The sequence below is a fragment of the Streptomyces sp. KMM 9044 genome (assembly GCF_024701375.2).
Taxonomy (GTDB): domain Bacteria; phylum Actinomycetota; class Actinomycetes; order Streptomycetales; family Streptomycetaceae; genus Streptomyces.
Genome location: NZ_CP113910.1, coordinates 2,177,946 through 2,201,652 on the forward strand (window position 1 = coordinate 2,177,946; position 23,707 = coordinate 2,201,652).

The 23,707-nt window shown below is 70.5% G+C and carries 21 protein-coding genes; all 21 read right to left on the reverse strand.

The window, feature by feature from the left end:
- Window positions 1-7: 7 nt before the first annotated feature.
- Window positions 8-1,444: a F0F1 ATP synthase subunit beta gene (gene atpD / locus HUV60_RS09615; protein ID WP_257847817.1), complete on the reverse strand. Its 1,437-nt coding sequence runs from the start codon at window positions 1,442-1,444 to the stop codon at window positions 8-10.
- Window positions 1,441-2,361 carry a F0F1 ATP synthase subunit gamma gene (locus HUV60_RS09620; protein ID WP_257847816.1) on the reverse strand — a complete coding sequence of 307 codons (921 nt, stop codon included), beginning with the start codon at window positions 2,359-2,361 and terminating at the stop codon, window positions 1,441-1,443. The genes atpD and HUV60_RS09620 overlap by 4 nt, the downstream gene beginning before the upstream one ends.
- A 23-nt stretch (window positions 2,362-2,384) precedes the next feature.
- Window positions 2,385-3,977: a F0F1 ATP synthase subunit alpha gene (gene atpA, locus HUV60_RS09625; protein WP_257847815.1), complete on the reverse strand. Its 1,593-nt coding sequence runs from the start codon at window positions 3,975-3,977 to the stop codon at window positions 2,385-2,387.
- 175 nt (window positions 3,978-4,152) lie between these two features.
- Window positions 4,153-4,968, reverse strand: a complete 816-nt coding sequence (locus HUV60_RS09630; protein WP_257847814.1) for a F0F1 ATP synthase subunit delta — start codon at window positions 4,966-4,968, stop codon at window positions 4,153-4,155.
- Window positions 4,965-5,510: a F0F1 ATP synthase subunit B gene (locus HUV60_RS09635; RefSeq protein WP_257847813.1), complete on the reverse strand. Its 546-nt coding sequence runs from the start codon at window positions 5,508-5,510 to the stop codon at window positions 4,965-4,967. Before HUV60_RS09635 ends, HUV60_RS09630 begins: the two co-directional genes overlap by 4 nt.
- A 44-nt stretch (window positions 5,511-5,554) precedes the next feature.
- A complete protein-coding gene (gene atpE, locus HUV60_RS09640; RefSeq protein ID WP_257847812.1) occupies window positions 5,555-5,785 on the reverse strand; it encodes an ATP synthase F0 subunit C in 231 nt (76 codons plus the stop codon).
- Window positions 5,786-5,856: 71 nt separating this feature from the next.
- Window positions 5,857-6,678, reverse strand: coding sequence for a F0F1 ATP synthase subunit A (atpB, locus tag HUV60_RS09645; RefSeq protein WP_257847811.1), 822 nt, complete (start codon window positions 6,676-6,678; stop codon window positions 5,857-5,859).
- Window positions 6,679-6,903: 225 nt separating this feature from the next.
- Complete coding sequence (locus tag HUV60_RS09650; RefSeq protein ID WP_257847810.1) at window positions 6,904-7,353, reverse strand: hypothetical protein; 450 nt, start codon at window positions 7,351-7,353, stop codon at window positions 6,904-6,906.
- Between the two features lie 346 nt (window positions 7,354-7,699).
- On the reverse strand, window positions 7,700-9,085 hold the full coding sequence (locus tag HUV60_RS09655; RefSeq protein ID WP_257847809.1) for an MraY family glycosyltransferase: 1,386 nt from the start codon (window positions 9,083-9,085) through the stop codon (window positions 7,700-7,702).
- Between the two features lie 194 nt (window positions 9,086-9,279).
- A complete protein-coding gene (glyA, locus tag HUV60_RS09660; protein WP_257850108.1) occupies window positions 9,280-10,524 on the reverse strand; it encodes a serine hydroxymethyltransferase in 1,245 nt (414 codons plus the stop codon).
- A gap of 240 nt (window positions 10,525-10,764) precedes the next feature.
- On the reverse strand, window positions 10,765-11,442 hold the full coding sequence (locus HUV60_RS09665; RefSeq protein WP_257847808.1) for an arsenate reductase/protein-tyrosine-phosphatase family protein: 678 nt from the start codon (window positions 11,440-11,442) through the stop codon (window positions 10,765-10,767).
- Complete coding sequence (locus HUV60_RS09670; protein WP_257847807.1) at window positions 11,439-12,086, reverse strand: L-threonylcarbamoyladenylate synthase; 648 nt, start codon at window positions 12,084-12,086, stop codon at window positions 11,439-11,441. Before HUV60_RS09670 ends, HUV60_RS09665 begins: the two co-directional genes overlap by 4 nt.
- A 55-nt stretch (window positions 12,087-12,141) precedes the next feature.
- Window positions 12,142-13,029 carry a peptide chain release factor N(5)-glutamine methyltransferase gene (gene prmC / locus HUV60_RS09675; protein WP_257847806.1) on the reverse strand — a complete coding sequence of 296 codons (888 nt, stop codon included), beginning with the start codon at window positions 13,027-13,029 and terminating at the stop codon, window positions 12,142-12,144.
- A 102-nt stretch (window positions 13,030-13,131) separates the two neighbouring features.
- Window positions 13,132-14,208, reverse strand: a complete 1,077-nt coding sequence (gene prfA / locus HUV60_RS09680; RefSeq protein ID WP_257847805.1) for a peptide chain release factor 1 — start codon at window positions 14,206-14,208, stop codon at window positions 13,132-13,134.
- Between the two features lie 102 nt (window positions 14,209-14,310).
- Window positions 14,311-14,532, reverse strand: a complete 222-nt coding sequence (rpmE, locus tag HUV60_RS09685; protein ID WP_257847804.1) for a 50S ribosomal protein L31 — start codon at window positions 14,530-14,532, stop codon at window positions 14,311-14,313.
- Between the two features lie 169 nt (window positions 14,533-14,701).
- On the reverse strand, window positions 14,702-15,796 hold the full coding sequence (locus HUV60_RS09690; protein WP_257847803.1) for an LCP family protein: 1,095 nt from the start codon (window positions 15,794-15,796) through the stop codon (window positions 14,702-14,704).
- A 152-nt stretch (window positions 15,797-15,948) separates the two neighbouring features.
- Window positions 15,949-18,012: a transcription termination factor Rho gene (gene rho, locus HUV60_RS09695; RefSeq protein ID WP_257847802.1), complete on the reverse strand. Its 2,064-nt coding sequence runs from the start codon at window positions 18,010-18,012 to the stop codon at window positions 15,949-15,951.
- 403 nt (window positions 18,013-18,415) lie between these two features.
- Window positions 18,416-19,333, reverse strand: a complete 918-nt coding sequence (gene thrB, locus HUV60_RS09700) for a homoserine kinase (protein ID WP_257847801.1) — start codon at window positions 19,331-19,333, stop codon at window positions 18,416-18,418.
- A gap of 431 nt (window positions 19,334-19,764) precedes the next feature.
- Complete coding sequence (thrC, locus tag HUV60_RS09705) at window positions 19,765-20,823, reverse strand: threonine synthase (protein ID WP_257847800.1); 1,059 nt, start codon at window positions 20,821-20,823, stop codon at window positions 19,765-19,767.
- A 6-nt stretch (window positions 20,824-20,829) separates the two neighbouring features.
- Window positions 20,830-22,122: a homoserine dehydrogenase gene (locus HUV60_RS09710; protein WP_257847799.1), complete on the reverse strand. Its 1,293-nt coding sequence runs from the start codon at window positions 22,120-22,122 to the stop codon at window positions 20,830-20,832.
- A 181-nt stretch (window positions 22,123-22,303) separates the two neighbouring features.
- Window positions 22,304-23,704: a diaminopimelate decarboxylase gene (gene lysA / locus HUV60_RS09715; protein ID WP_257847798.1), complete on the reverse strand. Its 1,401-nt coding sequence runs from the start codon at window positions 23,702-23,704 to the stop codon at window positions 22,304-22,306.
- Window positions 23,705-23,707 lie beyond the last annotated feature (3 nt).

Below are 23,707 nucleotides of genomic sequence, written 5' to 3' on the forward strand. Positions count from 1 at the left end.
GCGTGGCTCAGGAGACGCCCAGCTCCTTCGCGTTGTTCTTCAGGTCCTCGATGCCACCGCACATGAAGAACGCCTGCTCCGGGAAGTGGTCGTACTCGCCGTCGCAGATCGCGTTGAACGCGGCGATCGACTCGTCCAGCGGCACGTCCGAACCGTCCACGCCGGTGAACTGCTTGGCGACGTGGGTGTTCTGGGACAGGAAGCGCTCCACGCGACGGGCGCGGTGGACGGCGAGCTTGTCCTCCTCGCCGAGCTCGTCGATACCGAGGATCGCGATGATGTCCTGCAGGTCCTTGTACTTCTGCAGGATGTTCTTCACCCGCATGGCCGCGTCGTAGTGGTCCTGCGCGATGTAGCGCGGGTCCAGGATGCGGGACGTGGAGTCCAGCGGGTCCACGGCCGGGTAGATGCCCTTCTCGGAGATCGGACGGGAGAGAACCGTCGTCGCGTCGAGGTGGGCGAAGGTGGTGGCCGGGGCCGGGTCGGTCAGGTCGTCCGCGGGGACGTAGATCGCCTGCATCGAGGTGATCGAGTGACCGCGGGTCGAGGTGATGCGCTCCTGGAGGAGACCCATCTCGTCGGCCAGGTTCGGCTGGTAGCCCACCGCGGAGGGCATCCGGCCGAGCAGGGTCGACACCTCGGAACCGGCCTGCGTGAAGCGGAAGATGTTGTCGATGAAGAACAGCACGTCCTGCTTCTGGACGTCACGGAAGTACTCGGCCATGGTGAGGCCGGCCAGCGCGACCCGCAGACGGGTGCCCGGCGGCTCGTCCATCTGGCCGAAGACCAGCGCGGTCTTGTCGATGACGCCCGACTCGCTCATCTCGTCGATGAGGTCGTTGCCCTCACGGGTGCGCTCGCCGACACCGGCGAACACCGAGACACCGTCGTGGTTGTTGGCGACGCGGTAGATCATCTCCTGGATGAGCACCGTCTTGCCGACGCCGGCACCGCCGAACAGACCGATCTTGCCGCCCTTGACGTACGGGGTCAGCAGGTCGATGACCTTGACGCCGGTCTCGAACATCTCGGTCTTCGACTCGAGCTCGTCGAAGTTCGGCGCCTTGCGGTGGATCGGCCAGCGCTCGCCCGTGTAGGACTCGTCACTGTTCAGCACCTCACCGAGGGTGTTGAACACCTTGCCCTTGGTGAAGTCGCCGACGGGGACCGAGATCGCCGAGCCCGTGTCGGTCACCACGGCCTGACGGACCAGGCCGTCGGTGGGCTGCATCGAGATGGTGCGGACCAGGCCGCTGCCCAGGTGCTGGGCGACCTCGAGGGTCAGCGTCTTCAGTTCGCCCGCGTTCGCCGGGTCGGCGACCTCGACGTGCAGGGCGTTGTAGATCTCCGGCATCGCGTCGACGGGGAACTCCACGTCGACGACCGGGCCGATGACCCGGGCGACTCGGCCCGTGGCCGTCGCGGTCTCAACAGTGGTGGTCATGAATTGTCACTCCCCGCGTTTGCGTCGGCCAGAGCGCCTGCGCCACCGACGATCTCGCTGATTTCCTGGGTGATTTCGGCCTGGCGGGCCGCGTTGGCAAGACGGGAGAGCGTGTTGATCAGCTCGCCCGCGTTGTCGGTGGCCGACTTCATCGCGCGCCGCGTGGCAGCGTGCTTCGAAGCGGCCGACTGGAGCAGCGCGTTGTAGATACGGCTCTCCACGTAGCGCGGCAGCAGGGCGTCGAGGACGTCCTCCGCCGAGGGCTCGAAGTCGTACAGCGGAAGGATCTCGTCCTTGGTGGACGACTCCTTGGCGACCTCGTCGAGGCGCAGCGGAAGCAGCCGGGAGCCGAGCGCGGTCTGCGTCATCATCGAGACGAACTCGGTGTAGACGATGTGGAGTTCGTCCACGCCGCCGTCCGCCGTGTCCTTCTCGATGGCCTCGATGAGCGGCGCCGCGACCTTCTTGGCGTCCGCGTACGAGGGCTCGTCGGTGAAGCCCGTGAACGACTCCGCGACCGTGCGCTCGCGGAAGTTGTAGTGCGCGAGCCCGCGACGGCCGACGATGTACGTGTCGACCTCCTGGCCCTCGCGCTCAAGGCGCTCGGTGAGCTGCTCCGCCGCCTTGATGGCGTTGGAGTTGAAGGCGCCGGCCAGGCCGCGGTCGCTCGTGAGGAGCAGGACCGCGGCACGGGTCGGGTTCTCCGCCTCCGTCGTCAGCGGGTGCTTGGCGTCCGAACCGGTGCCGACCGCCGTGACCGCACGGGTCAGTTCCCGGGCGTACGGCGAGGAGGACCGCACCTTGCGCTGCGCCTTGACGACGCGCGAGGCGGCGATCATCTCCATCGCCTTGGTGATCTTCTTGGTCGCGGTGACGGATCGGATGCGACGCTTGTAGACCCGGAGCTGGGCTCCCATGAGTCAGGTCCCTTCCTTGGACGTCACTTGGCGGCAGTGGCCGGGGCGTCCTCGCCGAGCAGCTTGCCGTCGCTCGTCTCGAACTGCTTCTTGAAGGCCGCGACCGCGTCGCCCACGGCCTGGAGGGTGTCGTCCGACATCTTGCCGCCCTCGCGGATGGAGGTCATGAGGCCCTGCTCACTGCGGTGCAGGTACTCCAGCAGCTCCTTCTCGAAGCGGCGGATGTCGGCGACCGGCACCTCGTCCATCTTGCCGGTGGTGCCGGCCCAGACGGAGACGACCTGGTCCTCGGTGGACATCGGCTGGTACTGGTCCTGCTTCAGCAGCTCGACCATGCGCTGGCCGCGCTCCAGCTGCGCCTTCGACGCGGCGTCCAGGTCGGAACCGAAGGCGGCGAACGCCTCCAGCTCACGGAACTGGGCGAGGTCCACGCGCAGACGGCCGGAGACCTGCTTCATCGCCTTGTGCTGGGCGGAGCCACCGACGCGGGAGACCGAGATACCGACGTTCAGGGCCGGGCGCTGACCGGCGTTGAACAGGTCGGACTCCAGGAAGCACTGGCCGTCGGTGATGGAGATGACGTTGGTCGGGATGAACGCCGACACGTCGTTGGCCTTGGTCTCGACGATCGGGAGACCGGTCATCGAGCCGGCGCCCATCTCGTCGGAGAGCTTGGCGCAGCGCTCCAGCAGACGGGAGTGCAGGTAGAAGACGTCGCCCGGGTAGGCCTCACGGCCCGGCGGGCGGCGCAGCAGCAGGGAGACGGCACGGTAGGCGTCGGCCTGCTTCGACAGGTCGTCGAAGATGATGAGGACGTGCTTGCCCTCGTACATCCACTGCTGGCCGATGGCGGAGCCGGTGTAGGGCGCCAGGTACTTGAAGCCGGCCGGGTCGGACGCCGGGGCGGCGACGATGGTCGTGTACTCCAGGGCGCCGTTCTCCTCCAGCGCGCGGCGGACCGACGCGATGGTGGAGCCCTTCTGGCCGATAGCGACGTAGATGCAGCGGACCTGCTTGTTCACGTCGCCCGTGCGCCAGTTGTCGCGCTGGTTGATGATCGTGTCCACGGCCAGCGCGGTCTTGCCGGTGCCGCGGTCGCCGATGATCAGCTGACGCTGGCCACGGCCGACCGGGGTCATGGCGTCGACGGCCTTGTAGCCCGTCTCCATCGGCTCGTGCACCGACTTGCGCTGCATGACCGTGGGGGCCTGCAGTTCGAGGGCGCGGCGGCCCTCGGTCTCGATCTCGCCGAGGCCGTCGATCGGGTTGCCGAGCGGGTCGACCACGCGGCCGAGGTAGCCCTCGCCCACGGCGACGGACAGGACCTCGCCGGTGCGGGAGACCGGCTGACCCTCTTCGATGCCGCTGAACTCACCGAGGACGACGGCACCGATCTCGCGCTCCTCGAGGTTGAGGGCGAGGCCGAGGGAGCCATCCTCGAACTTCAGCAGCTCGTTGGCCATGGCCGAGGGAAGACCCTCGATCTTGGCGATGCCGTCGCCGGCGACGGTGACCGTGCCGACTTCCTCGCGCGAGGCCGCGTCCGGCTTGTACGACTGGACGAAGTTCTCCAGTGCGTCCCGGATCTCCTCCGGCCGGATCGTGAGCTCCGCCATCTGAGTTCCCTGCTCTCCTTGTTGGGCCCGAAGTTTCACTTTGGGGGTATTCCACGAGTCGGGGACTCCCCCCGGAAAGAGGTGAATCCTCTGCACGGCCCAACCAGGGCCGTAGGTACGTACTCCATGTTCAGTTGCCGCGTCCGCCGCGTGGTGCGCGGGGGCCGCGTCGGCGCTAGCCCGCCAGCCGGCGGCTCGCGTCCTCCAGCCGGTCCGCGAGAGAGCCGTTGATGATCTCGTCGCCGACCTGTACCCGCATCCCGCCGACGACCGCGGGGTCGACGTCGAGGTTGAGGTGCATGGTGCGGCCGTAGAGCTTCGCGAGGGCGGCGCCGAGGCGCTGCTTCTGCGGGTCGCTCAACGGCACCGCGGAGGTGACGACGGCCACCATGCGGTTGCGACGGTCGGCGGCGAGCTTGGACAGGGACTGGAGTCCCGTCTCCAGGCTACGTCCGCGCGGCGCGGAGACCAGACGCGTCACCAGACGTGCGGTGGCCGCGTTCGCCCTGCGTCCGAGCAGGCTGCTCAGCAGCTCACTCTTGGCCGGGGCGGTGGCCTTGCGGTCGGTCAGCGCGGCGCGCAGGTCGTTGTTCGCGGAGAGGATCCGGCCGAACCGGAACAGCTCGTCCTCGACGTCGTCGAGCGCGCCGGCCTGCTGCGCGGCGGTGAGGTCGGCGAGGTCGGCCAGCTCCTCCAGTGCGTCCACCAGGTCGCGGGGCTGCGACCAGCGGGAGCGCACCATGCCGGAGACCAGGTCGGCGGCGCTGCCGCTGAGCTGGGATCCGAGCAGGCGCCGGACCAGGTCCGCCTTGGTCCCGCCGTCCTGCGCCGGGTCGGTGAGGACCCGGCGCAGCGACACCTCGCGGTGGAGGAGCGCGGTGACGGAGGCCAGCTCTTCGGCGAGCGAGCCGGCGTCCACGGACGTGGAGTCCGTCAGCGCGTCGAGACGCTCACGTGCGGCTGCCAGGGCCTCGCGGCTCGCTCCGTTCATCGTGCGGCCTCGGCCTTCTGGTCGAGGTCGTCGAGGAACCGGTCGATCACACGGCTCTGCCGGGCGTGATCCTCGAGGGACTCGCCGACGAGCTTGCCGGCCAGGTCGGTGGCGAGCTTGCCCACGTCCTGGCGCAGCACGGACGCGGCGGCCTTGTGGTCGGCCGCGATCTGCGCGTGACCGGCGGCGATGATCTCCTCGCGCTGCCGCTGGCCTTCCGCGCGCATCTCGGCGATGAGCGTGGCGCCCTGCTCCTGCGCCTCCTGGCGCAGGCGTGCGGCCTCGTGCCGGGCTTCGGCGAGCTGAGCCTTGTACTGCTCAAGGACGCTCTGGGCCTCGGTCTGAGCGGCCTCGGCCTTCTCGATACCGCCCTCGATGGACTCGCGGCGCTCCTCCAGAACCTTGTTGATGTTCGGGAGAAGCTTCTTCGCGAGGAAACCGAAGACGATGACGAAGGCGAGCAGGCCGATGACGAGCTCGGGAATCGGCGGAACGAGGGGGTTCTGCGCCTCCTCGGCCGCGATATGAAGCAGCTGGCTCATATCAGAGTGCCTTTCGTCTGGTGAAACGGTCGCGGATCAGCTGATCACGTGCCGTAGACGAACGGCATGACCAGGCCGATGAGGGCGAGGGCCTCACAGAAGGCGAAGCCGAGGATCTGGTTGGAGCGGATGAGACCGGCGGCCTCGGGCTGGCGGGCGAGAGCCTCGGTGCCCTTGCCGAAGATGATGCCGACGCCGATGCCGGGGCCGAACGCGGCGATGCCGTAGCCGATGGAAGCGATCGAGCCGGTGACGGCGGCCAGGGTGTAGGACATTCCGGTTCTTCCTTTTCTTCACGGGCCGGTGGGGGGTGGGCCACCGGACGAAGGGGGGTGGTGCGGGGCGCTCAGTGCTGCTCGGCGAGCGCGCCCTGGATGTAGGTGCAGGCCAGGAGAACGAAGACGTACGCCTGCAGGGCCTGGATGAAGAGCTCGAAGAGGGTCATCACCAGGACCATCACGAACGAGACGCCGGCGTAGGCGACCCCGATGCCGTTCAGCAGGTACCAGCTGGCGATGGTGAACAGCACCAGCAGGATGTGGCCCGCGAACATGTTCGCGAAGAGTCGCACGGCGTGGGTGAAGGGCCGCACGAGCAGGTTGGAGAAGGCCTCGATGAGCATGACGACGGGAAGCGCCGCACCGAGCGACTTGTCGTAGCCGGTGAAGTTCTTCAGGGCGCCGACGAAGCCGTGCCGCCTGAAGGTCAGCGAGACCCACACGGCGTAGACGATCAGCGCGAGCCCCAGCGGGTACGCGATGACCGACGTCACCGGGAACTGGGCGAGCGGGATGATCGACCAGAGGTTCATCATCCAGACGAAGAAGAACAGCGCGACGATGAACGGAACGTACTTCTCGCCCTCGCGCTTGCCCATCGTCTCGTAGACGACGCCCCGGCGGACGAAGTCGTAGCCGGCCTCGGCGACCATCTGGAGCTTGCCGGGGACGACCTGGGGCCGGCGGAACGCCGCCCAGAAGAAGCCGATGATGATGACCGAGCCGAGCAGCGCCAGCAGCATCGTCTTGTTGAAGTACACACTGCTGTCGCCGTCGCCCCACATGGGCTCGAACAGGAACGAGTGCAGCCCGGGAGACGGGAAGCCACAGCCGTCGAAGATGTGGCAGTCGGTCTCGAAGGCGAGCACCTGTGTCGGGTCAGCACTCACCGCGGGCTCCTTCAGCGTGGCGCATTGATTCGGCAACCTCGTGGTGTCGGCGCGGCACGGAGCCGCGGATCGGCACGGGACTGGTGTTACGGATGTGAGGGCGGCTGTGGGGCATCTCGCCTCGCGATGTGTCAGGCGTCAGCGTGAATGCCCGCGCCCGCGATGCCGCAGTTGGCACCGGACCATAGCAGGGTCTGCCATGCGCCCTTATCCCGGCCCTACGTCTCACGGCTGGCGCCCCGAAGCTTCCTTCGCCTCAGCCGTGTTGCCGGCCGCCGCTGGTTCGGGGTCCACGTAATAGGTCTTGGCCTTCATGGTGGCGCGCGCCTGCGCCGTGACCCAGGTGAGGGTGGAGACGAGCAGGGAGAGAGCGAAGGCCTGGGGGTGGAAGAGCGTCGTGTCCTTGAAGAGCGCGATGAAGACGAAGATCAGCAGGATCTGCGTCAGGTACATCATCATGCCCATGGCCTGGAACAGGTGCGGGATCGACCTGGCGATCCACTGGAGGACGTACAGCCCCGTCCCCATGAGCAGGATCACGAGCACCGCACCGATGACCGCTCCGATCGCCCCTTGGCCGCCTTTGACGGCACCACCGACCGCGACCGCGACGGCACCGACGGCGGCGGTGGGTACGGCAGCCTGGATCAGGATCCGGACGTCGTTGGACGGCATGGCGGAACTCCGCTTTGAGCAGGGGGCAAAGGATGTCGTCAGGGACGAGCGTAGTCCCGCGGACGGGATGCGATTTCCCTCCGCCGGCGAACCGTCGTACTGCGGTTCTCCGGCTTCTCCCCGGCGAGACTCGTGAACGGTATCACAAACTATTTGATGCAGTCTTTACCTAGTGGCCGCACAAGAGGTCACACATGCGGGTGAGCCTGCCTGCCTGAGGGTGCGCGGGGTCGTCTTGTCTGGTATTGGGGGACTTCGCACCCCCAAGAGTGCCCCATCGCCACCCCACGACTTGGCAATGCTCTAGTCGGATTCTTACCTTGGCCGTGATGTGTGCCATGCCGCCTCAGCGGGAACGCGCGGATTTCCCCCGGTCGCCCGGGTGCGCGTGGTGGCCCAGGGCGGTCGCGCCGTTGCCCCCCAGGACACCGGCGGTCACCGGGGCACGGTGGTCGGCCACGACGGCTGCGGCGGCCTGGTCGTCCTCGTCCGGCTCCGTGCCCGCCGAGGCGCCCGGGGCCCTCTCCCCCGCCCCCTGAGGGGCGGACGCGACCGCCCGGGACCGGCGACGGCGGTAGCGCGGCGGGACGACGTGCTGGGCCCACAGGGGCGCGCGCGGGGTGAACCGGGGCAGCAGGAGCAGCAGCAGGCCGAGGGCGCTCAGGATGACCACGCTGAGCACGATCCACATGGATGCCGAGTTGACCGAGTAGGCGAGCGCGCCGAAGGCGATCAGCGCCGACCAGAAGTACATGATCAGCACCGCCCTGCTGTGCGAGTGGCCGATCTCCAGCAGGCGGTGGTGCAGGTGGCCCCGGTCCGCCGCGAACGGCGACTGGCCACGCCAGGTGCGGCGCACGATGGCCAGGACCAGGTCGGCGGCCGGCACCGCGATGATCGTCAGCGGCAGCAGCAGCGGGATGTAGACCGGCACCGTCTGGTGGACGGCCTCCTTCTCCCCGCCCGCGTACAGGTTCAGGGCGTCGGGGTCGACCTGGCCCGTGATGGAGATCGCACCGGCGGCGAGGACCAGACCGATCAGCATGGAGCCGGAGTCGCCCATGAAGATCCGCGCGGGATGCATGTTGTGCGGCAGGAAGCCCAGGCACATGCCCATCAGGATCGCCGAGAACAGCGTCGCCGGGGCGGCCGCCTCGATGCCGTACGAGTACCAGATGCGGTACGCGTACAGGAAGAACGCCGCCCCCGCGATGCACACCATGCCGGCCGCGAGGCCGTCCAGGCCGTCGACGAAGTTGACCGCGTTGATGGTGATGACGACCAGGGCGACGGTGAGCAGGGTGCCCTGCCCCTGGGTGAGTGCGACCGAGCCGACGCCGGGGACGGGCAGCCACAGGATCGTCAGACCCTGCATGACCATCACACCGGCGGCGATCATCTGCCCGCCCAGTTTGATCAGGGCGTCGATCTCGAACTTGTCGTCCAGCACACCGATCAGCCAGATCAGCGCCGCTCCGGAGAGCAGTGCCCGTGGTTCGTTGGACTCCTCGAAGAGCTGGCTGAGGTTGGTGAGGTGGTCGGCGACCAGCAGGCCCGCGCACAGTCCGAAGAACATGGCGATCCCGCCGAGCCGGGGAGTGGGCTCCCGGTGCACGTCGCGTGCCCGGATCTCCGGCATCGCTCCCGCCACGATCGCGAATTTCCGTACCGGCCCTGTCAGCAGATACGTCACCGCGGCCGTGATGCAGAGCGTCAGCAGGTATTCACGCACAGGCTTCCCCACAGGTCTCGCTGGCCGTCACAGCCTCACACCCTAGCGAGGCACGCATAGGGGTGAGGACTTCCGGGTAGCGACGATGGTTGCACGTCCGTCTGTGCACAGCGGCGCGCACGGCCCGGTACCCGGGCTCGCCGAGCCCGCACGGGCACCGGTACGGGTGCGTATGCCCGGCCTGGTGACACGTCTCAGCCGGGATACGGCGGAAAGGCGGCGGTCAGTTCGTGTACGTCCGCACGGGCCTGCGCCGGCCCGGTGCCGCCGCGCAGAACGCTCGCCAGCAGCCCCGCGATCAGCGCCATCTCGCGCTCCCCCATGCCCTGTGTGGTCACCGCCGCGGTGCCCAGGCGCAGCCCGCGGACGTCGGTGTGCGGCAGGACACAGCAGTCCAGAACCATTCCGGCCGCCGCCAGCCGGCCGCGGGCCCCGCGTCCGTCGACGCCGAACGGAGCCGGGTCGGCGGTGATCAGGTGGGTGTCCGTGCCGCCGGTGGTGACGACCAGCCCTTCGTCGGCCAGGCCCCGGGCGAGGGCCCGCGCGTTGGCGACGACCTGGTGGGTGTACGCGGCGAAGGCCGGGGTCGCCGCCTCCCCGAAGGCGACCGCCTTGGCGGCGACGGTGTGCATCTGGGCCCCGCCCTGGGTGAAGGGGAAGACCGCGCGGTCGACCCGTTCGGCCAGCTCCGCGCCGCAGAGGATCATGCCGCCGCGTGGCCCGCGCAGCACCTTGTGCGTGGTCGCGCAGACGATGTCCGCGTACGGGACCGGGCTGGGCGCCGCTCCCCCGGCGACGAGCCCGATGGGGTGCGCGGCGTCGGCGATCAGGTAAGCGCCGACCTCGTCGGCGACCTCGCGGAAGAAGGCGTGGTCGACGTGGCGGGGATAGGCGATGGAGCCGCAGACGATCGCCTTGGGCCGGTGGGTGCGGGCCAGGGTGCGGACCTGGGCGTGGTCGATCAGGCCGGTCCCGGCGTCCACGCCGTAGCCGGCGAAGTCGAACCAGCGGCCGGAGAAGTTCGCGGGCGAGCCGTGGGTGAGGTGGCCGCCGTGGGCCAGGCCGAGGGCCAGGACGGTGTCCCCGGGGCGCAGCAGGGCGGCGTAGGCGGCCAGCACGGCCGACGATCCGGAGTGGACCTGGACGTTGGCGTGGTCGGCGCCGAAGAGTGCCTTGGCCCGTTCGACGGCGAGGCGTTCGGCGACGTCGGCGATCTCGCAGCCGCCGTGGTGGCGGGCGCCCGGGTACCCCTCGGCGTACTTGTTGGCGAGCGGTGAGCCGAGGGCGGCCAGCACGGCGGGCGAGGTGAAGTTCTCGGCGGCGGTCAGCTGGAGGGTGGTCGCCTGCCGCGCACGCTCACCGAGCAGGATCCCGGCGAGCTCGGGGTCCTGCCGGTGCAGGACCCCGAACCCGCCCTCGAGGGCGTGGGTGACCGTCATGGCGCGCTCCTGGACGTCGAAGCCGACGTACGACCAATGTAGGCCCGCCACCTCCGCCCCGCTCGGCTGCCGGGCCCCCGGGCACGCCACCGGGGAACAGCGTCCTCGCTCCCCCGCTCACGACCCGCTCACGCCCGGGGCGCCGGGGACGCCCCCGGCGGCTCGTACGGGGCACGTCGGCGGCCGGAGCAGACACCCGGACGGCCCGTGCCGGCGGCCGGACGGGCCCGAGCGGAGCGGTCAGGCCCGGGGCGGGACGCCGGTGAGGGCGGTGACGACCGGGTCCAGGGCCTGGCGTATCTCGTCGCCGATGGAGCGGAAGAACGGCAGGGGCCCGCCGTAGGGGTCGTAGACCTCGTCCGCCTCGGCGGTCGGGGCCAGCAGCCACCCGCGCAGCGCGGCGGCGGCGCGGACCAGGGCGCGGGCGCGCATGACCAGGCCCTCGTCCAGTGTGGGCAGGGTCGCCGGGTCGATCGCGTTCACCAGGCGGGTGAACTCCTTCAGCGTGAAGGTGCGCAGGCCCGCCGAGTGGCCCATGGAGATGACCTGGGCGCGGTGGTCGCGGGTCGCGGTCAGCACCAGGTCGGCGCGGATCACGTGGTCGTCCAGCAGTTCACGGCCGGTGAAGCCGGAGGCGTCCGCGCCGAAGTCGGCCAGCACGGTCTCCGCGTGGGACTCCATCGGCGCGCCCTCGTGGCCCCAGGTGCCCGCGCTCTCCACGATCAGCCCGCCGCCCAGGATGCCCAGCCGCTGGCTCACGAAATGCCGGGTCAGCCGCTCGGTGATGGGCGAGCGGCAGACGTTTCCGGTGCTGACGTGGAGGATGCGGAAGGTGTCGCGCGGGAACCCGAAGGTGGTCGTCTCCTCCGCGCTGCGTTCCCCGTCGCCTATGCCACGCCCCGACTCGGGGGCCGTCAATTCGCCACCTCTAGGTCGGGTACCACTTTCCGCAGCTCCTCCGGCGGGATGGCGCCTTCGCGCAGCAGCACGGGCACGGGGCGCGTGACGTCGACGATCGACGAGGGGACGATGCCCGGGGTGGGCCCGCCGTCGAGGTAGACGGAGACGGAGTCGCCGAGCATCTCCTGGGCCGCGTCGCAGTTCTCCGGCGCGGGGTGTCCCGTCAGGTTGGCCGAGGAGACGGCCATCGGGCCGACCTCGGTGAGCAGCTCGATGGCGACCGGGTGCAGTGGCATGCGGACGGCGACCGTGCCGCGGGTGTCGCCGAGGTCCCACTGGAGGGACGGCTGGTGCCGGGCGACCAGGGTCAGCGCGCCCGGCCAGAACGCGTCGACCAGTTCCCAGGCCAGCTCGGAGAAGTCCGTGACCAGGCCGTGCAGGGTGTTCGGGGAGCCGATGAGGACGGGCGTGGGCATGGTGCGGCCGCGCCCCTTGGCCTCCAGGAGGTCGGCGACGGCCTCGCCGGTGAACGCGTCGGCACCGATGCCGTAGACGGTGTCCGTCGGCAGCACCACAAGCTCGCCGCGACGGACCGCGGACGCGGCTTCACGCAGACCGGTCGCGCGGTCGGTCACGTCGTTGGTGTCGTATCGCCGAGCCATCTGGCGGGCCTCCTCGTGCACATGCGGCTGGGGGTGGTCGAAGTCTGCCGGACGGTCACGGCAGCGCCTTGCGGGCGGTGGCGAACCGGGGCCGGTTGTTCAGGTCGGGGTGGTCGGCTGCGTCGGTCCAGCCGCGGTCCTCGGCGAAGATCCACGGGACCTGGCCGCCCTGGGTGTCGGCGTGCTCGACGACGACCACTCCGCCGGGGCGCAGCAGGCGGTACGCGGTACGTTCCAGACCGCGGATGAGGTCGAGGCCGTCCTCGCCGGAGAACAGCGCCAGGCCGGGGTCGTGGTCGCGCGCCTCGGGGGCGACGTACTCCCATTCGGTGAGCGGGATGTACGGCGGGTTGGAGACGACGAGGTCGACCTGGCCGTCGAGGTCCGGGAAGGCCGTCAGGGCGTTTCCCTGGCGCAGTTCGACGCGCGAGCCCTCCACGTTCCTGCGGGTCCACACGAGGGCGTCCTCGGACAGCTCCACGGCGTACACGCGGGAGCGCGGCACCTCCTGGGCGAGGGCGAGCGCGATGGCGCCCGAGCCGGTGCACAGGTCGACGACGCACGGCTCGACGACGTCCATGGCCCGTACCGCGTCTATGGCCCAGCCGACGACCGACTCGGTCTCCGGGCGCGGCACGAACACCCCGGGCCCCACCTGGAGTTCGAGGTAGCGGAAGTAGGCGTGCCCGGTGATGTGCTGGAGCGGTTCGCGCGCCTCGCGGCGGGCGACGACCTCCCAGTAGCGGGCGTCGAAGTCGGCGTCCCGGACGGTGTGCAGTGCGCCGCGTTTGACGCCGTGCACGAACGCGGCGAGCTCCTCCGCGTCGGTGCGCGGCGAGGGCACGCCCGCGTCGGCGAGCCGCTGGGTGGCCTGGGCCACCTCCGCGAGCAGCACGCTGCGAGGGCTTGGGGGTCGCCCCCCTCTATGGTGCTGCACGCTCATCCTCCGGAAGTTCTTGTACGGTCGCTGCGGCGGCCCGGTTGTCCGGGCCCCTCGCGCGGGGCCCGGACAGCGGGCCCGGTGCTCAGGCCCGGTGGGCCGGCCTCATGCCGCGGCGAGCTTGGCGGCCGAGTCCGCGTCGACACAGGCCTGGATCATCGCGTCCAGATCGCCGTCCAGGACCTGGTCCAGGTTGTACGCCTTGAACCCGACGCGGTGGTCCGAGATGCGGTTCTCCGGGAAGTTGTAGGTGCGGATCTTCTCGGAGCGGTCGACGGTGCGGACCTGGCTGCGCCGGGCGTCCGCGGCCTCCTTCTCCGCCTCCTCCTGCGCCGCCGCGAGCAGCCTGGAGCGCAGGATACGCATCGCCTGCTCCTTGTTCTGCAGCTGGCTCTTCTCGTTCTGGCAGGAGGCGACGACTCCGGTCGGAAGGTGCGTGATGCGCACGGCGGAGTCGGTGGTGTTGACGGACTGCCCGCCGGGCCCCGAGGAGCGGTAGACGTCGATCCGCAGGTCGTTCGGGTTGATCTCGACGTCGACCTCCTCCGCCTCGGGGGTCACCAGGACGCCCGCCGCGGAGGTGTGGATGCGGCCCTGCGACTCGGTGGCCGGCACCCGCTGCACGCGGTGCACACCGCCCTCGTACTTCAGCCGGGCCCACACGCCCTGGCCGGGTTCGGTGGCGCCCTGGCCGCCCTTGGTCCTCACGGAGACCTGGACGTCCTTGTAGCCGCCCAGCTCGGACTCCGTGGCGTCGATGATCTCGGTCTTCCAGCCCACGCGCTCCGCGTACCGCAGGTACATCCGCAGCAGGTCACCGGCGAACAGGGCGGACTCGTCGCCGCCCGCGCCCGCCTTGACCTCGAGGATGACGTCCTTCTCGTCGCTGGGGTCGCGCGGGACCAGCAGCAGGCGGAGCTTCTCGGTGAGCTTCTCGCGCTGCTTCTCCAGGTCCTTCAGCTCGGCGGCGAAGTCCGGGTCGTCCACGGCCAGTTCACGCGCGGTCCCGATGTCGTCACCCGTCTGCTTCCAGGCGCGGTACGTGGTGACGATCGGGGTGAGTTCGGCGTAGCGCTTGTTCAGCGTGCGCGCGTTGGCCTGGTCGGCGTGGACCGACGGGTCGGCGAGCTTCGTCTCCAGGTGGGCGTGCTCGGCGACGAGTTCCTCGACGGCCTCGAACATCTTGGGCTCCTGCTGGTACGTGGGTGAAGGGGCGGACCAAAAACGCCGGTCCCGGCCTGCCCCGGGCGGGGGCGCGGCCGTGGACCGGCGAAATGGGGCTCGCTACTTCTTGGAGCCGGGGGCCTTGCCGAAGCGGGCCTCGAAGCGGGCCACACGGCCACCGGTGTCGAGGATCTTCTGCTTACCCGTGTAGAACGGGTGGCACTCGGAGCAGACCTCGGCCCGGACGGTGCCGGACTCGATGGTGCTGCGGGTGGTGAACGACGCGCCGCAGGTGCAGCTGACCTGCGTCTCGACGTACTCGGGGTGGATGTCGCGCTTCAAGGTGACTCCTAGGTTCGGGAGGGCGCCGGGTCGCCGCCGCGGGATGCGGGAGCGTGAACCGGAGCCGACGTACCAGTCTGCCAGGACTGGTGCCATCCCCCCAAACCGGGGGCCGCCTCCTTTTGTTCCCGGCGCGGCGGCGCCGGCTCCGCGGGGCCTTCGGCGCTGCTCACGGGGCACCTGCGATGCCCCCGGCCCCGCCGGTGGTCGTGTCGTCCGTGGCCGCCCCCGGGATCGGCTCGTCGTTCCTCAGGGCGTCCCAGACCAGCCGCGCCTTCCGCGGCTCGGGCACGAGGCGGTTGGGGTCGGCGGGGTCGTAGCGCACCGGCATGGTCACCATGTGCAGGCCGGCCGGGTCGATGTCGCGCAGGCCGCCGGCGAAGGACATCAGGGAGTTCACCGAGCCCAGACCGGTGTCGGTGGTGAGGGCCCGGGTGGCGGTGTCGGCGATGCCGTGGAGCTTCCCGGGGTCGGTGAGGAGGCCGACGCCGTCCACCTGCTGGGCCAGGGCCCTGACGAAGGCCTGCTGGAGCTGGATGCGGCCGAGGTCGGAGCCGTCGCCCACGCCGTGCCGGGTGCGGACCAGGCCGAGGGCCTGCGCGCCGTCGAGCCGGTGGGTGCCGGCGGCGAGGTGCAGGTGGCTGTCGGGGTCGTCGATGTCCTCGGTGGTGGTGATCTCGACGCCGCCCAGCTCGTCGACCAGTTCCCGGAAGCCGCTGAAGTCGATCTCCAGGTAGTGGTCCATGCGCAGGCCGGTCATCGACTCGACGGTCTTGACGGCGCAGGCGGCCCCGCCCGTGGCGTACGCGGAGTTGAACATCACGCCGTCCGCGGCGGGGTGCCTGCCGCCCTCGGCGCCGGTGCACTCGGGACGGTCGACGAGGGTGTCCCGCGGGACGGACACCACGGAGGCCTCGTCCCGTCCCTCGTGGACGTGCACGATCATCGCGGTGTCGGAGCGGGCCGTGCCGTCGTCGGTGCCGCCGCCGAGCTTCCCGTTGCCGCCGGAGCGGGTGTCGGAGCCGAGGACGAGGATGTTCTCGGAGCCGTCGTCGGCCTTCTCGGGCCGGTCGGCTCCGAGTATCCGGTCGATGTCGACGCTCCTGAGGTTGCCGTCGAGGGTGGCGTACACGTATCCGAGGCCGGCGCCGCCGAGGACGGCGACGAGGGCCGCGGTCCACGCCACGACCTTCATGCCCCGCCCCCTGCGGCTGCGGCCCCCGGCCCGCAGGCCGTCGCTCCGGTGCGTGCTCTCGGCAGACATAGGCGGCTCCCGTCCGCCCGGGTACCCCCTTCGACCACACCGGAACCGGCTGCACCACCCCGTCCGCGCCGTCGTCCGGAACCACGAGGGCCGCGCCCCGGATGTCCGGGAAGCGGCCCTCGTGAGGAGACGGGTGTGACGAACGGCGGACGTCAGTCGCCGTTGCCGGGCGTCGGCGTCGTCTTCTGGATCTGCAGCAGGAACTCGCCGTTCGACTTCGTCTGCTTCATCTTGTCGAGAAGCAGCTCGATCGCCTGCTGCGAGTCGAGCGCGTGCAGCACCCGGCGGAGCTTCCAGGTGACGGCCAGCTCGTCGCTGCCGAGCAGGATCTCCTCCTTGCGGGTGCCGGACGCGTCGACGTCCACCGCGGGGAAGATGCGCTTGTCGGCGAGCTTGCGGTCGAGCTTGAGCTCCATGTTGCCGGTGCCCTTGAACTCCTCGAAGATCACCTCGTCCATGCGGGACCCGGTGTCCACCAGCGCGGTGGCGAGGATGGTCAGCGAGCCGCCGTCCTCGATGTTGCGGGCCGCGCCGAAGAAGCGCTTCGGCGGGTACAGCGCCGTCGAGTCGACACCACCGGAGAGGATGCGGCCGGAGGCCGGGGCGGCCAGGTTGTAGGCACGGCCCAGACGCGTGATCGAGTCGAGCAGCACGACGACGTCGTGACCCAGCTCCACCAGACGCTTGGCACGCTCGATGGCGAGCTCGGCGACCGTGGTGTGGTCCTCGGCCGGGCGGTCGAAGGTCGAGGAGATGACCTCGCCCTTCACCGACCGCTGCATGTCGGTGACCTCTTCCGGACGCTCGTCGACGAGGACGACCATCAGGTGGCACTCGGGATTGTTGTGCGTGATCGCGTTGGCGACCGCCTGCATGATCATGGTCTTGCCGGTCTTCGGCGGGGCCACGATCAGACCGCGCTGGCCCTTGCCGATCGGCGACACGAGGTCGATGATCCGCGTGGTGAGGACGCCGGGATCGGTCTCCAGGCGGAGGCGGTCCTGCGGGTAGAGCGGAGTGAGCTTGTTGAACTCCGGGCGGCCTCGGCCGTGTTCGGGCGCCATGCCGTTGACGGAGTCGAGGCGGACCAGCGCGTTGAACTTCTCGCGCCGCTCGCCCTCCTTCGGCTGACGCACCGCGCCGGTGAGGTGGTCGCCCTTGCGCAGGCCGTTCTTGCGGACCTGGGCGAGGGAGACGTACACGTCGTTCGGGCCGGGCAGGTAGCCGGAGGTCCGGATGAACGCGTAGTTGTCGAGGATGTCGAGGATGCCCGCGACCGGGATCAGGACGTCGTCCTCGGTGACCTGCGGCTCGGAGGTCATCTCGTCGCGGCCACGGCGGCCACGGCGGTCTCGGTAGCGGCCTCGACGGCCGCGACGGCCGCCTCCGTCGTCGTCGTAACCGTCGTCCTGACGGCCGCCCTGCTGCTGGTTCTGCTGACGGCCCTGGCCGCCCTGGTTCTGCTGCTGGTCGTCGCCCTTGCCCCGACGGTCGCCGCGCTCAGCACGGTCGCCCCGGTCGCCGCGCTCGGCACGGTCGCCGCGCTCGGCACGGTCGCCCCGGTCACGGCCGCGCTCGCGGCGGTCACGGCGGCGGCCGTCGCCGTCGCCGTCGGACTTGCCGTCGCCCTGCGACGAGGACTGCTGCGACTGCGCCTGGCCCTCGGCCTTCGCGTCGCTCCTCGCCTCGGCGGGAGCCTTCTCGGCCGCGGCGGACGGAGCACCCGCTTCCGCGGTGGCCCGGCGGCGGCGCTCGACGGGGACCTCGGCGGCGGGGGCCTGCTCGGCCGGGGCGGAGGCCTTCGGGGAGGGCTGGCCGGGAATGTCGATCTGCTGCTGGGCGGCGGCCTGTTCGGCGGGAGCCTCGGCAGCGGACTTCTTCTGGGCGGTGTCGCCCGTACGGGTCCTGGAGGTGGCGCGGCGCTTGGGCTTGGTCTCCGCCGCCTCGGCCGGAGCCTCGCTCTTCGGCGCGACGGAGCCGCCCGACGCCTGCGCTTCCTTGATGACCTCGATCAACTGGCTCTTGCGCATGCGCGCGGTGCCCCTGATGCCGAGGCCGGATGCGACCTGCTGAAGCTCGGCCAGCACCATGCCTTCGAGGCCGGTACCCCGGCGCCGCCGGGAGCCGGCACCGCTGGCAGGCGCGGAGGCGTCCGTGGCGGGCGCGGCAGCGGTCTCCTCGACACGTGCGCCCATCAGATCGGTGGTGTCGCTCACGAAGGGTCCTTCCCTGGAGCGGACGTCGGCCTGTCTGGCTCGGCGACCGGTTGTGCTGTCCGGCTTCGGTCCTTGCTGTGCGAACCGTGCCGGGGCGGTGGTCCGCCTCGACGGCGGAAGGGATATCTGGTGATGGCGCTTCCCCGAGCCGTGGCATCCAGTGTCACGTGGCGTGGTCGCACCGGTTCCGGAGCGTGCCCGGCGGGCCGTCCAGTGTCCGCGTACGACGTACTGCCCGCGTACGAAGCAGAGAACACAGTTGGGCTTGGGGGGCTCCCGGAAGAATGTCTGTCCCGATCGGGGACACGAGGCACCTCGCCATGGTGGAGTGCGGGTGCAGACTTGAGGTTAACACTACCGGATCCAACAAACATTCCCCCTCTCCTTATCCGGCAACCGTGTGTCAGGTGGCGAGCGGAAGCACGCTCGCTCCCTGCGGATCCAGGCCGAGCCGGTTGGCGGCCCAGTCGTTGCCGGCCAGCGCTTCGACCTTGTCGGCGGTTTCCGCGTCGGCCAGCGCCATGACGGTGGGGCCCGCGCCGGAGATCACCGCGGGGACGCCGTCCGCGCGCAGCCGCTCGACCAACGCCGCGCTCTCGGGCATGGCGGGGGCGCGGTACTCCTGGTGCAGACGGTCCTCGGTGGCGGGCAGCAGCAGTTCGGGGCGCCTGGTCAGAGCCTCGACGAGCAGGGCGGCACGGCCCGCGTTGGCGGCGGCGTCGACATGCGGCACGGTGCGCGGCAGCAGACCGCGCGCGGTCTCGGTGAGGACGGGTTTGCCGGGTACGAACACCACCGGCACGACGGACTCGGCGGGCTCCATCCTGATGGCGCGGGCCGCGCCGCTCTCCATCCAGGAGAGGGTGAAGCCGCCCAGCAGACAGGCCGCGACGTTGTCGGGGTGGCCCTCGATCTCGGTGGCGAGCTCGAGCAGCGCGGTGTCGTCGAGCCTGGCCTCGGCGCCTATGGTCACGGCGCGGGCGGCGACGATTCCGGCGCAGATGGCGGCGGAGGAGGAGCCGAGGCCCCGGCCGTGCGGAATGCGGTTGGCGCAGACGATCTCCAGGCCGCGCGGCTGTCCGCCGAGCAGGTCGAAGGCGGTACGCAGGGAACGTACGAGCAGGTGGTTCTCGTCGCGGGGGAGGGTTTCACCGCCCTCACCGGCGATGTCGATGTGCAGCCCGGCGTCGGCCACCCGGACGACCACGTCGTCGTAGAGGCCCAGCGCGAGACCGAGGGCGTCGAAGCCCGGACCGAGATTGGCGCTGGTGGCGGGGACGCGCACCCGGACGGCGGCTGCGCGGAACGCGGGACCGGCCATCGCTCGATGACTCTCCTTGAGCTGGTGACGGTGACAGTCGAAGACTGCCGGCCTGTCGAACTGTCGAATGACATTCGATGACGTACGGAACCCCTGGGACCGCCGCCGACCAGGGTGGCCGGCTGCTTCCCGAACCCCTCCGGGCTCCTCCGGACCATGGTCCGGACCACGGAGACGACGCGGGACCGCGGCATATGCGGCGGGTGGGTTGAGTACAGCCTATCGAAGGAAGGTTCTGTGTCGACACAGGGCGCACGGGAGGCGCACGATGCGTGTCGTAAGCCCTCTGTGCCCCCCTCATGGGAACTTTCCCGGACAAGCACCTTCTTACGCCCGTCCTGCCGACCCGTGCCGCCGCCGGGCGGGGAACGTCCGGGGCGGGTGGCCGGAGGGCCCGGGGTGCGGCACCCCGGGCCTTCCGGTTGTGGCGGTCAGACCAGTCCGAGCCGCTCGGCGGCCGTCGCGGCGTCGACCGGGACGGTGACCGGCTGCGGCGCCCCGGCGACGGCCCAGTCCGGGTCCTTCAGGCCGTTGCCCGTGACGGTGCACACGATGCGCTGGCCCGGGTCGACCTTGCCCTGCTCGGCGGCCTTCAGCAGGCCGGCGACCGACGCGGCGGACGCGGGCTCGACGAAGACACCCTCCTGTGAGGCCAACAGCCGGTAGGTGCGCAGGATCTCACGGTCCGTCACCTCGTCGATGAAGCCGCCGGACTCGTCCCGCGCGGCCAGCGCGTACTGCCACGAGGCGGGGTTGCCGATCCGGATGGCGGTGGCGATCGTCGCCGGGTCCTTGACGACCTCGCCGCGCACGATCGGGGCGCTGCCGGAGGCCTGGAATCCCCACATCCGGGGCTTGAGGGTGGAGACGCCGTCATCGGCGTACTCGCGGTAGCCCTTCCAGTAGGCGGTGATGTTGCCCGCGTTGCCCACCGGCAGGACGTGGATGTCGGGGGCGTCGCCCAGCATGTCCACGATCTCGAAGGCGGCCGTCTTCTGACCCTCGATACGCACCGGGTTGACCGAATTGACCAGCGCCACGGGGTAGTTGTCGCTGAGCGCGCGGGCCAGGGTAAGGCAGTCGTCGAAGTTGCCGTCGACCTGGAGGATCTTCGCGCCGTGCACCAGGGCCTGGCCCATCTTGCCGAGCGCGATCTTGCCCTGGGGCACGAGCACGGCGGAGACCATCCGGGCACGCACCGCGTAGGCGGCGGCGGAGGCCGAGGTGTTGCCGGTGGAGGCGCAGATGACGGCCTGCGCGCCCTCCTCCTTGGCCTTGGAGATGGCCATGGTCATGCCCCGGTCCTTGAAGGACCCGGTCGGGTTCGCGCCCTCGACCTTGAGGTGGACCTCGCAGCCCGTGCGCTCGGAGAGCACCTGTGCGGGTACGAGCGGCGTGCCGCCCTCACGGAGCGTCACGACCGGCGTGGTGTCGGCGACCGGCAGCCGGTCCCGGTACTCCTCGATGATTCCGCGCCACTGGTGGGTCATTGCTGCTTACTCTCCTTCAACCCGCATGATGCTGGCGACACCACGCACGGTGTCGAGCTTGCGCAATACGTCGACGGTGCCGCCGAGGGCCGCGTCGGACGCACGGTGGGTGACGACGACGAGGGAGGCCTCCCCGTCCTTGCCCTGCTGGCGAACCGTGTCGATCGAGACACCGTGCTCGGCGAACACGGTCGCGACCTGGGCGAGAACACCCGGTTTGTCGGCCACGTCGAGGCTGATGTGGTAGCGCGTGACGGCCTCTCCCATCGGGGAGACGGGCAGCGCCGCGTAGGCGGACTCACCCGGTCCGGTGGTCCCGCCGAGCCGGTTGCGGCAGACGGCGACGAGGTCGCCGAGGACGGCGGAGGCGGTGGGCGCCCCGCCGGCGCCGGGCCCGTAGAACATCAGCTGCCCGGAGGCGTCCGACTCCACGAAGACGGCGTTGTACGCGCCGCGCACGGAGGCCAGGGGGTGGGTGAGCGGGATCATCGCCGGATGCACCCGCGCGGTGACCGATCCACCGTCCGCGGCCCGCTCACAGATGGCCAGCAGCTTGATGGTGCAGCCCATCTCCCGCGCCGAGGCGAAGTCGGCGGCCGTGACCTCGGTCATGCCCTCACGGTGCACGTCGTCGAGGCGCACGCGCGTGTGGAAGGCGATCCCGGCGAGGATGGCGGCCTTGGCAGCGGCGTCGAAGGCCTCGACGTCGGCGGTCGGGTCGGCCTCGGCGTACCCGAGCGCGGTGGCCTCGTCGAGCGCCTCCTGGTAGCCGGCGCCGGTGGTGTCCATGGCGTCGAGGATGAAGTTCGTCGTGCCGTTGACGATGCCGAGCACCCGGTTGACCTTGTCACCGGCGAGCGACTCGCGCAGCGGCCGGATCAGCGGGATGGCACCGGCGACGGCGGCCTCGTAGTAGAGGTCCTTGCCGTGCTCCTCGGCGACGGCGTGCAGCGCGGCACCGTCCTGGGCGAGCAGTGCCTTGTTCGCGGAGACGACGGACGCGCCGTGCTTGAACGCGGTGGTGATCAGCGTCCGCGCCGGCTCGATCCCGCCGATGACCTCGACGACGACGTCGAGGTCGCCCCGTTTGACCAGGGCGGTGGCGTCGGTGGTGACGAGCTCCGGGGCGATGCCCTCGCGCACCCTGTCCGGGCGCCGCACGGCGACCCCGGCGAGCTCCACCGGGGCCCCGATGCGGGCGGCGAGGTCGGCGGCCTGCGTCGTCATGATGCGCGCCACCTCTGAGCCGACCACTCCACAGCCCAGCAGCGCCACCTTCAGCGGACGCGTACGCATCATCCGACCTCGTTTCCTGATTACCGTCTAGGTTGCACCAGTCTCACTCACCGGACGGAGGATTCTTCCCTTTGTCCGGATCGTGAGACATCAATTTCGTCGGAAAGCCGGAAGAACCGAAGATCTTCCGCCACTCCTTCTCTGCTTCCTTCCTGGTTTCCTTCTCCGCCCCTGCCGTTCCCCCTCACCCGACGTCGAGGCGGAGGAGGTCCTCCTCGGTCTCGCGCCGGACGATCACCCGTGCCTCACCGTCCGCGACGGCGACGACGGGCGGGCGGAGCACGTGGTTGTAGTTGCTCGCCATCGACCGGCAGTACGCCCCGGTGGCCGGTACGGCGATCAGGTCGCCCGGCGCCAGGTCCCCCGGCAGGAAGGCGTCGCGCACCACGATGTCACCACTCTCGCAGTGCTTGCCGACGACCCGGCAGAGCATCGGGTCGGCGTCGGAACTGCGGGAGACGAGGGCGACGCTGTACTCGGCGTCGTACAGCGCGGTGCGGATGTTGTCCGACATCCCGCCGTCGACGGAGACGTACGTGCGCAGCCCGTCGAGCGGCTTGACGGTGCCGACCTCGTACACGGTGAAGGCCGTCGGTCCGGCGATGGCCCGCCCGGGTTCGACGGAGATGCGGGGGGTGGCGAGACGGGCGGACTCGCACTCCCGGGTGACGATCTCGGTCAGCGCCTTGGCGATCTCGTGCGGCTCGCGGGGGTCGTCCTCGCTGGTGTAGGCGATGCCGAGACCACCGCCGAGGTCGATCTCCGGCAGCTCGACCCCGTGCTCGTCCCTGACCTCCTTGAGCAGCCCGACGACCCGGTGGGCCGCGACCTCGAACCCGGACATGTCGAAGATCTGCGACCCGATGTGCGAATGGATGCCGATGACCTCCAGCCCGTCCAGCTGGAGCGCCCGCCGCACAGCCTCGGCGGCCTGCCCGCCGGCGAGCGGGATCCCGAACTTCTGGTCCTCGTGCGCGGTGGCGATGAACTCGTGCGTGTGCGCCTCGACGCCGACGGTGACACGGATCTGTACCCGCTGTCGCCTGCCGCGCGACTGCGCGATGTGCGCGACCCGGACGATCTCCTGGAAGGAGTCGAGCACGATCCGCCCGACCCCGGCCTCGACGGCCCGGGTGATCTCGGCCACGGACTTGTTGTTGCCGTGGAAGGCGATCCGGTCGGCGGGCATTCCGGCGGACAGGGCGGTGGCCAGCTCCCCGCCGGAGCAGACGTCGAGGTTCAGCCCTTCCTCGTGGAGCCACCGCACGACGGCCCGGGAGAGGAACGCCTTGCCGGCGTAGAACACGTCGGCGTCGTCCCCGAAGGCGGTGCGCCAGGCCCGCGCGCGGGCCCGGAAGTCGGTCTCGTCGAGGATGTAGGCGGGGGTGCCGAACTCCTCGGCGAGCCGCGTGACGGGGACCCCGCCGACGGTGAGCGCGCCGTCGGCGTCACGGCTGACGGTCTGCGCCCACACCTTGGGGTCGAGGGCGTTGAGGTCGGCGGGCGGTGCTGTGCTCGCTGCGGAGCGCCCCTCGGGCAGGACGTCGGCGTGACGGGGCCCGGCGGGATGTGCGGAACGGCTCATTCT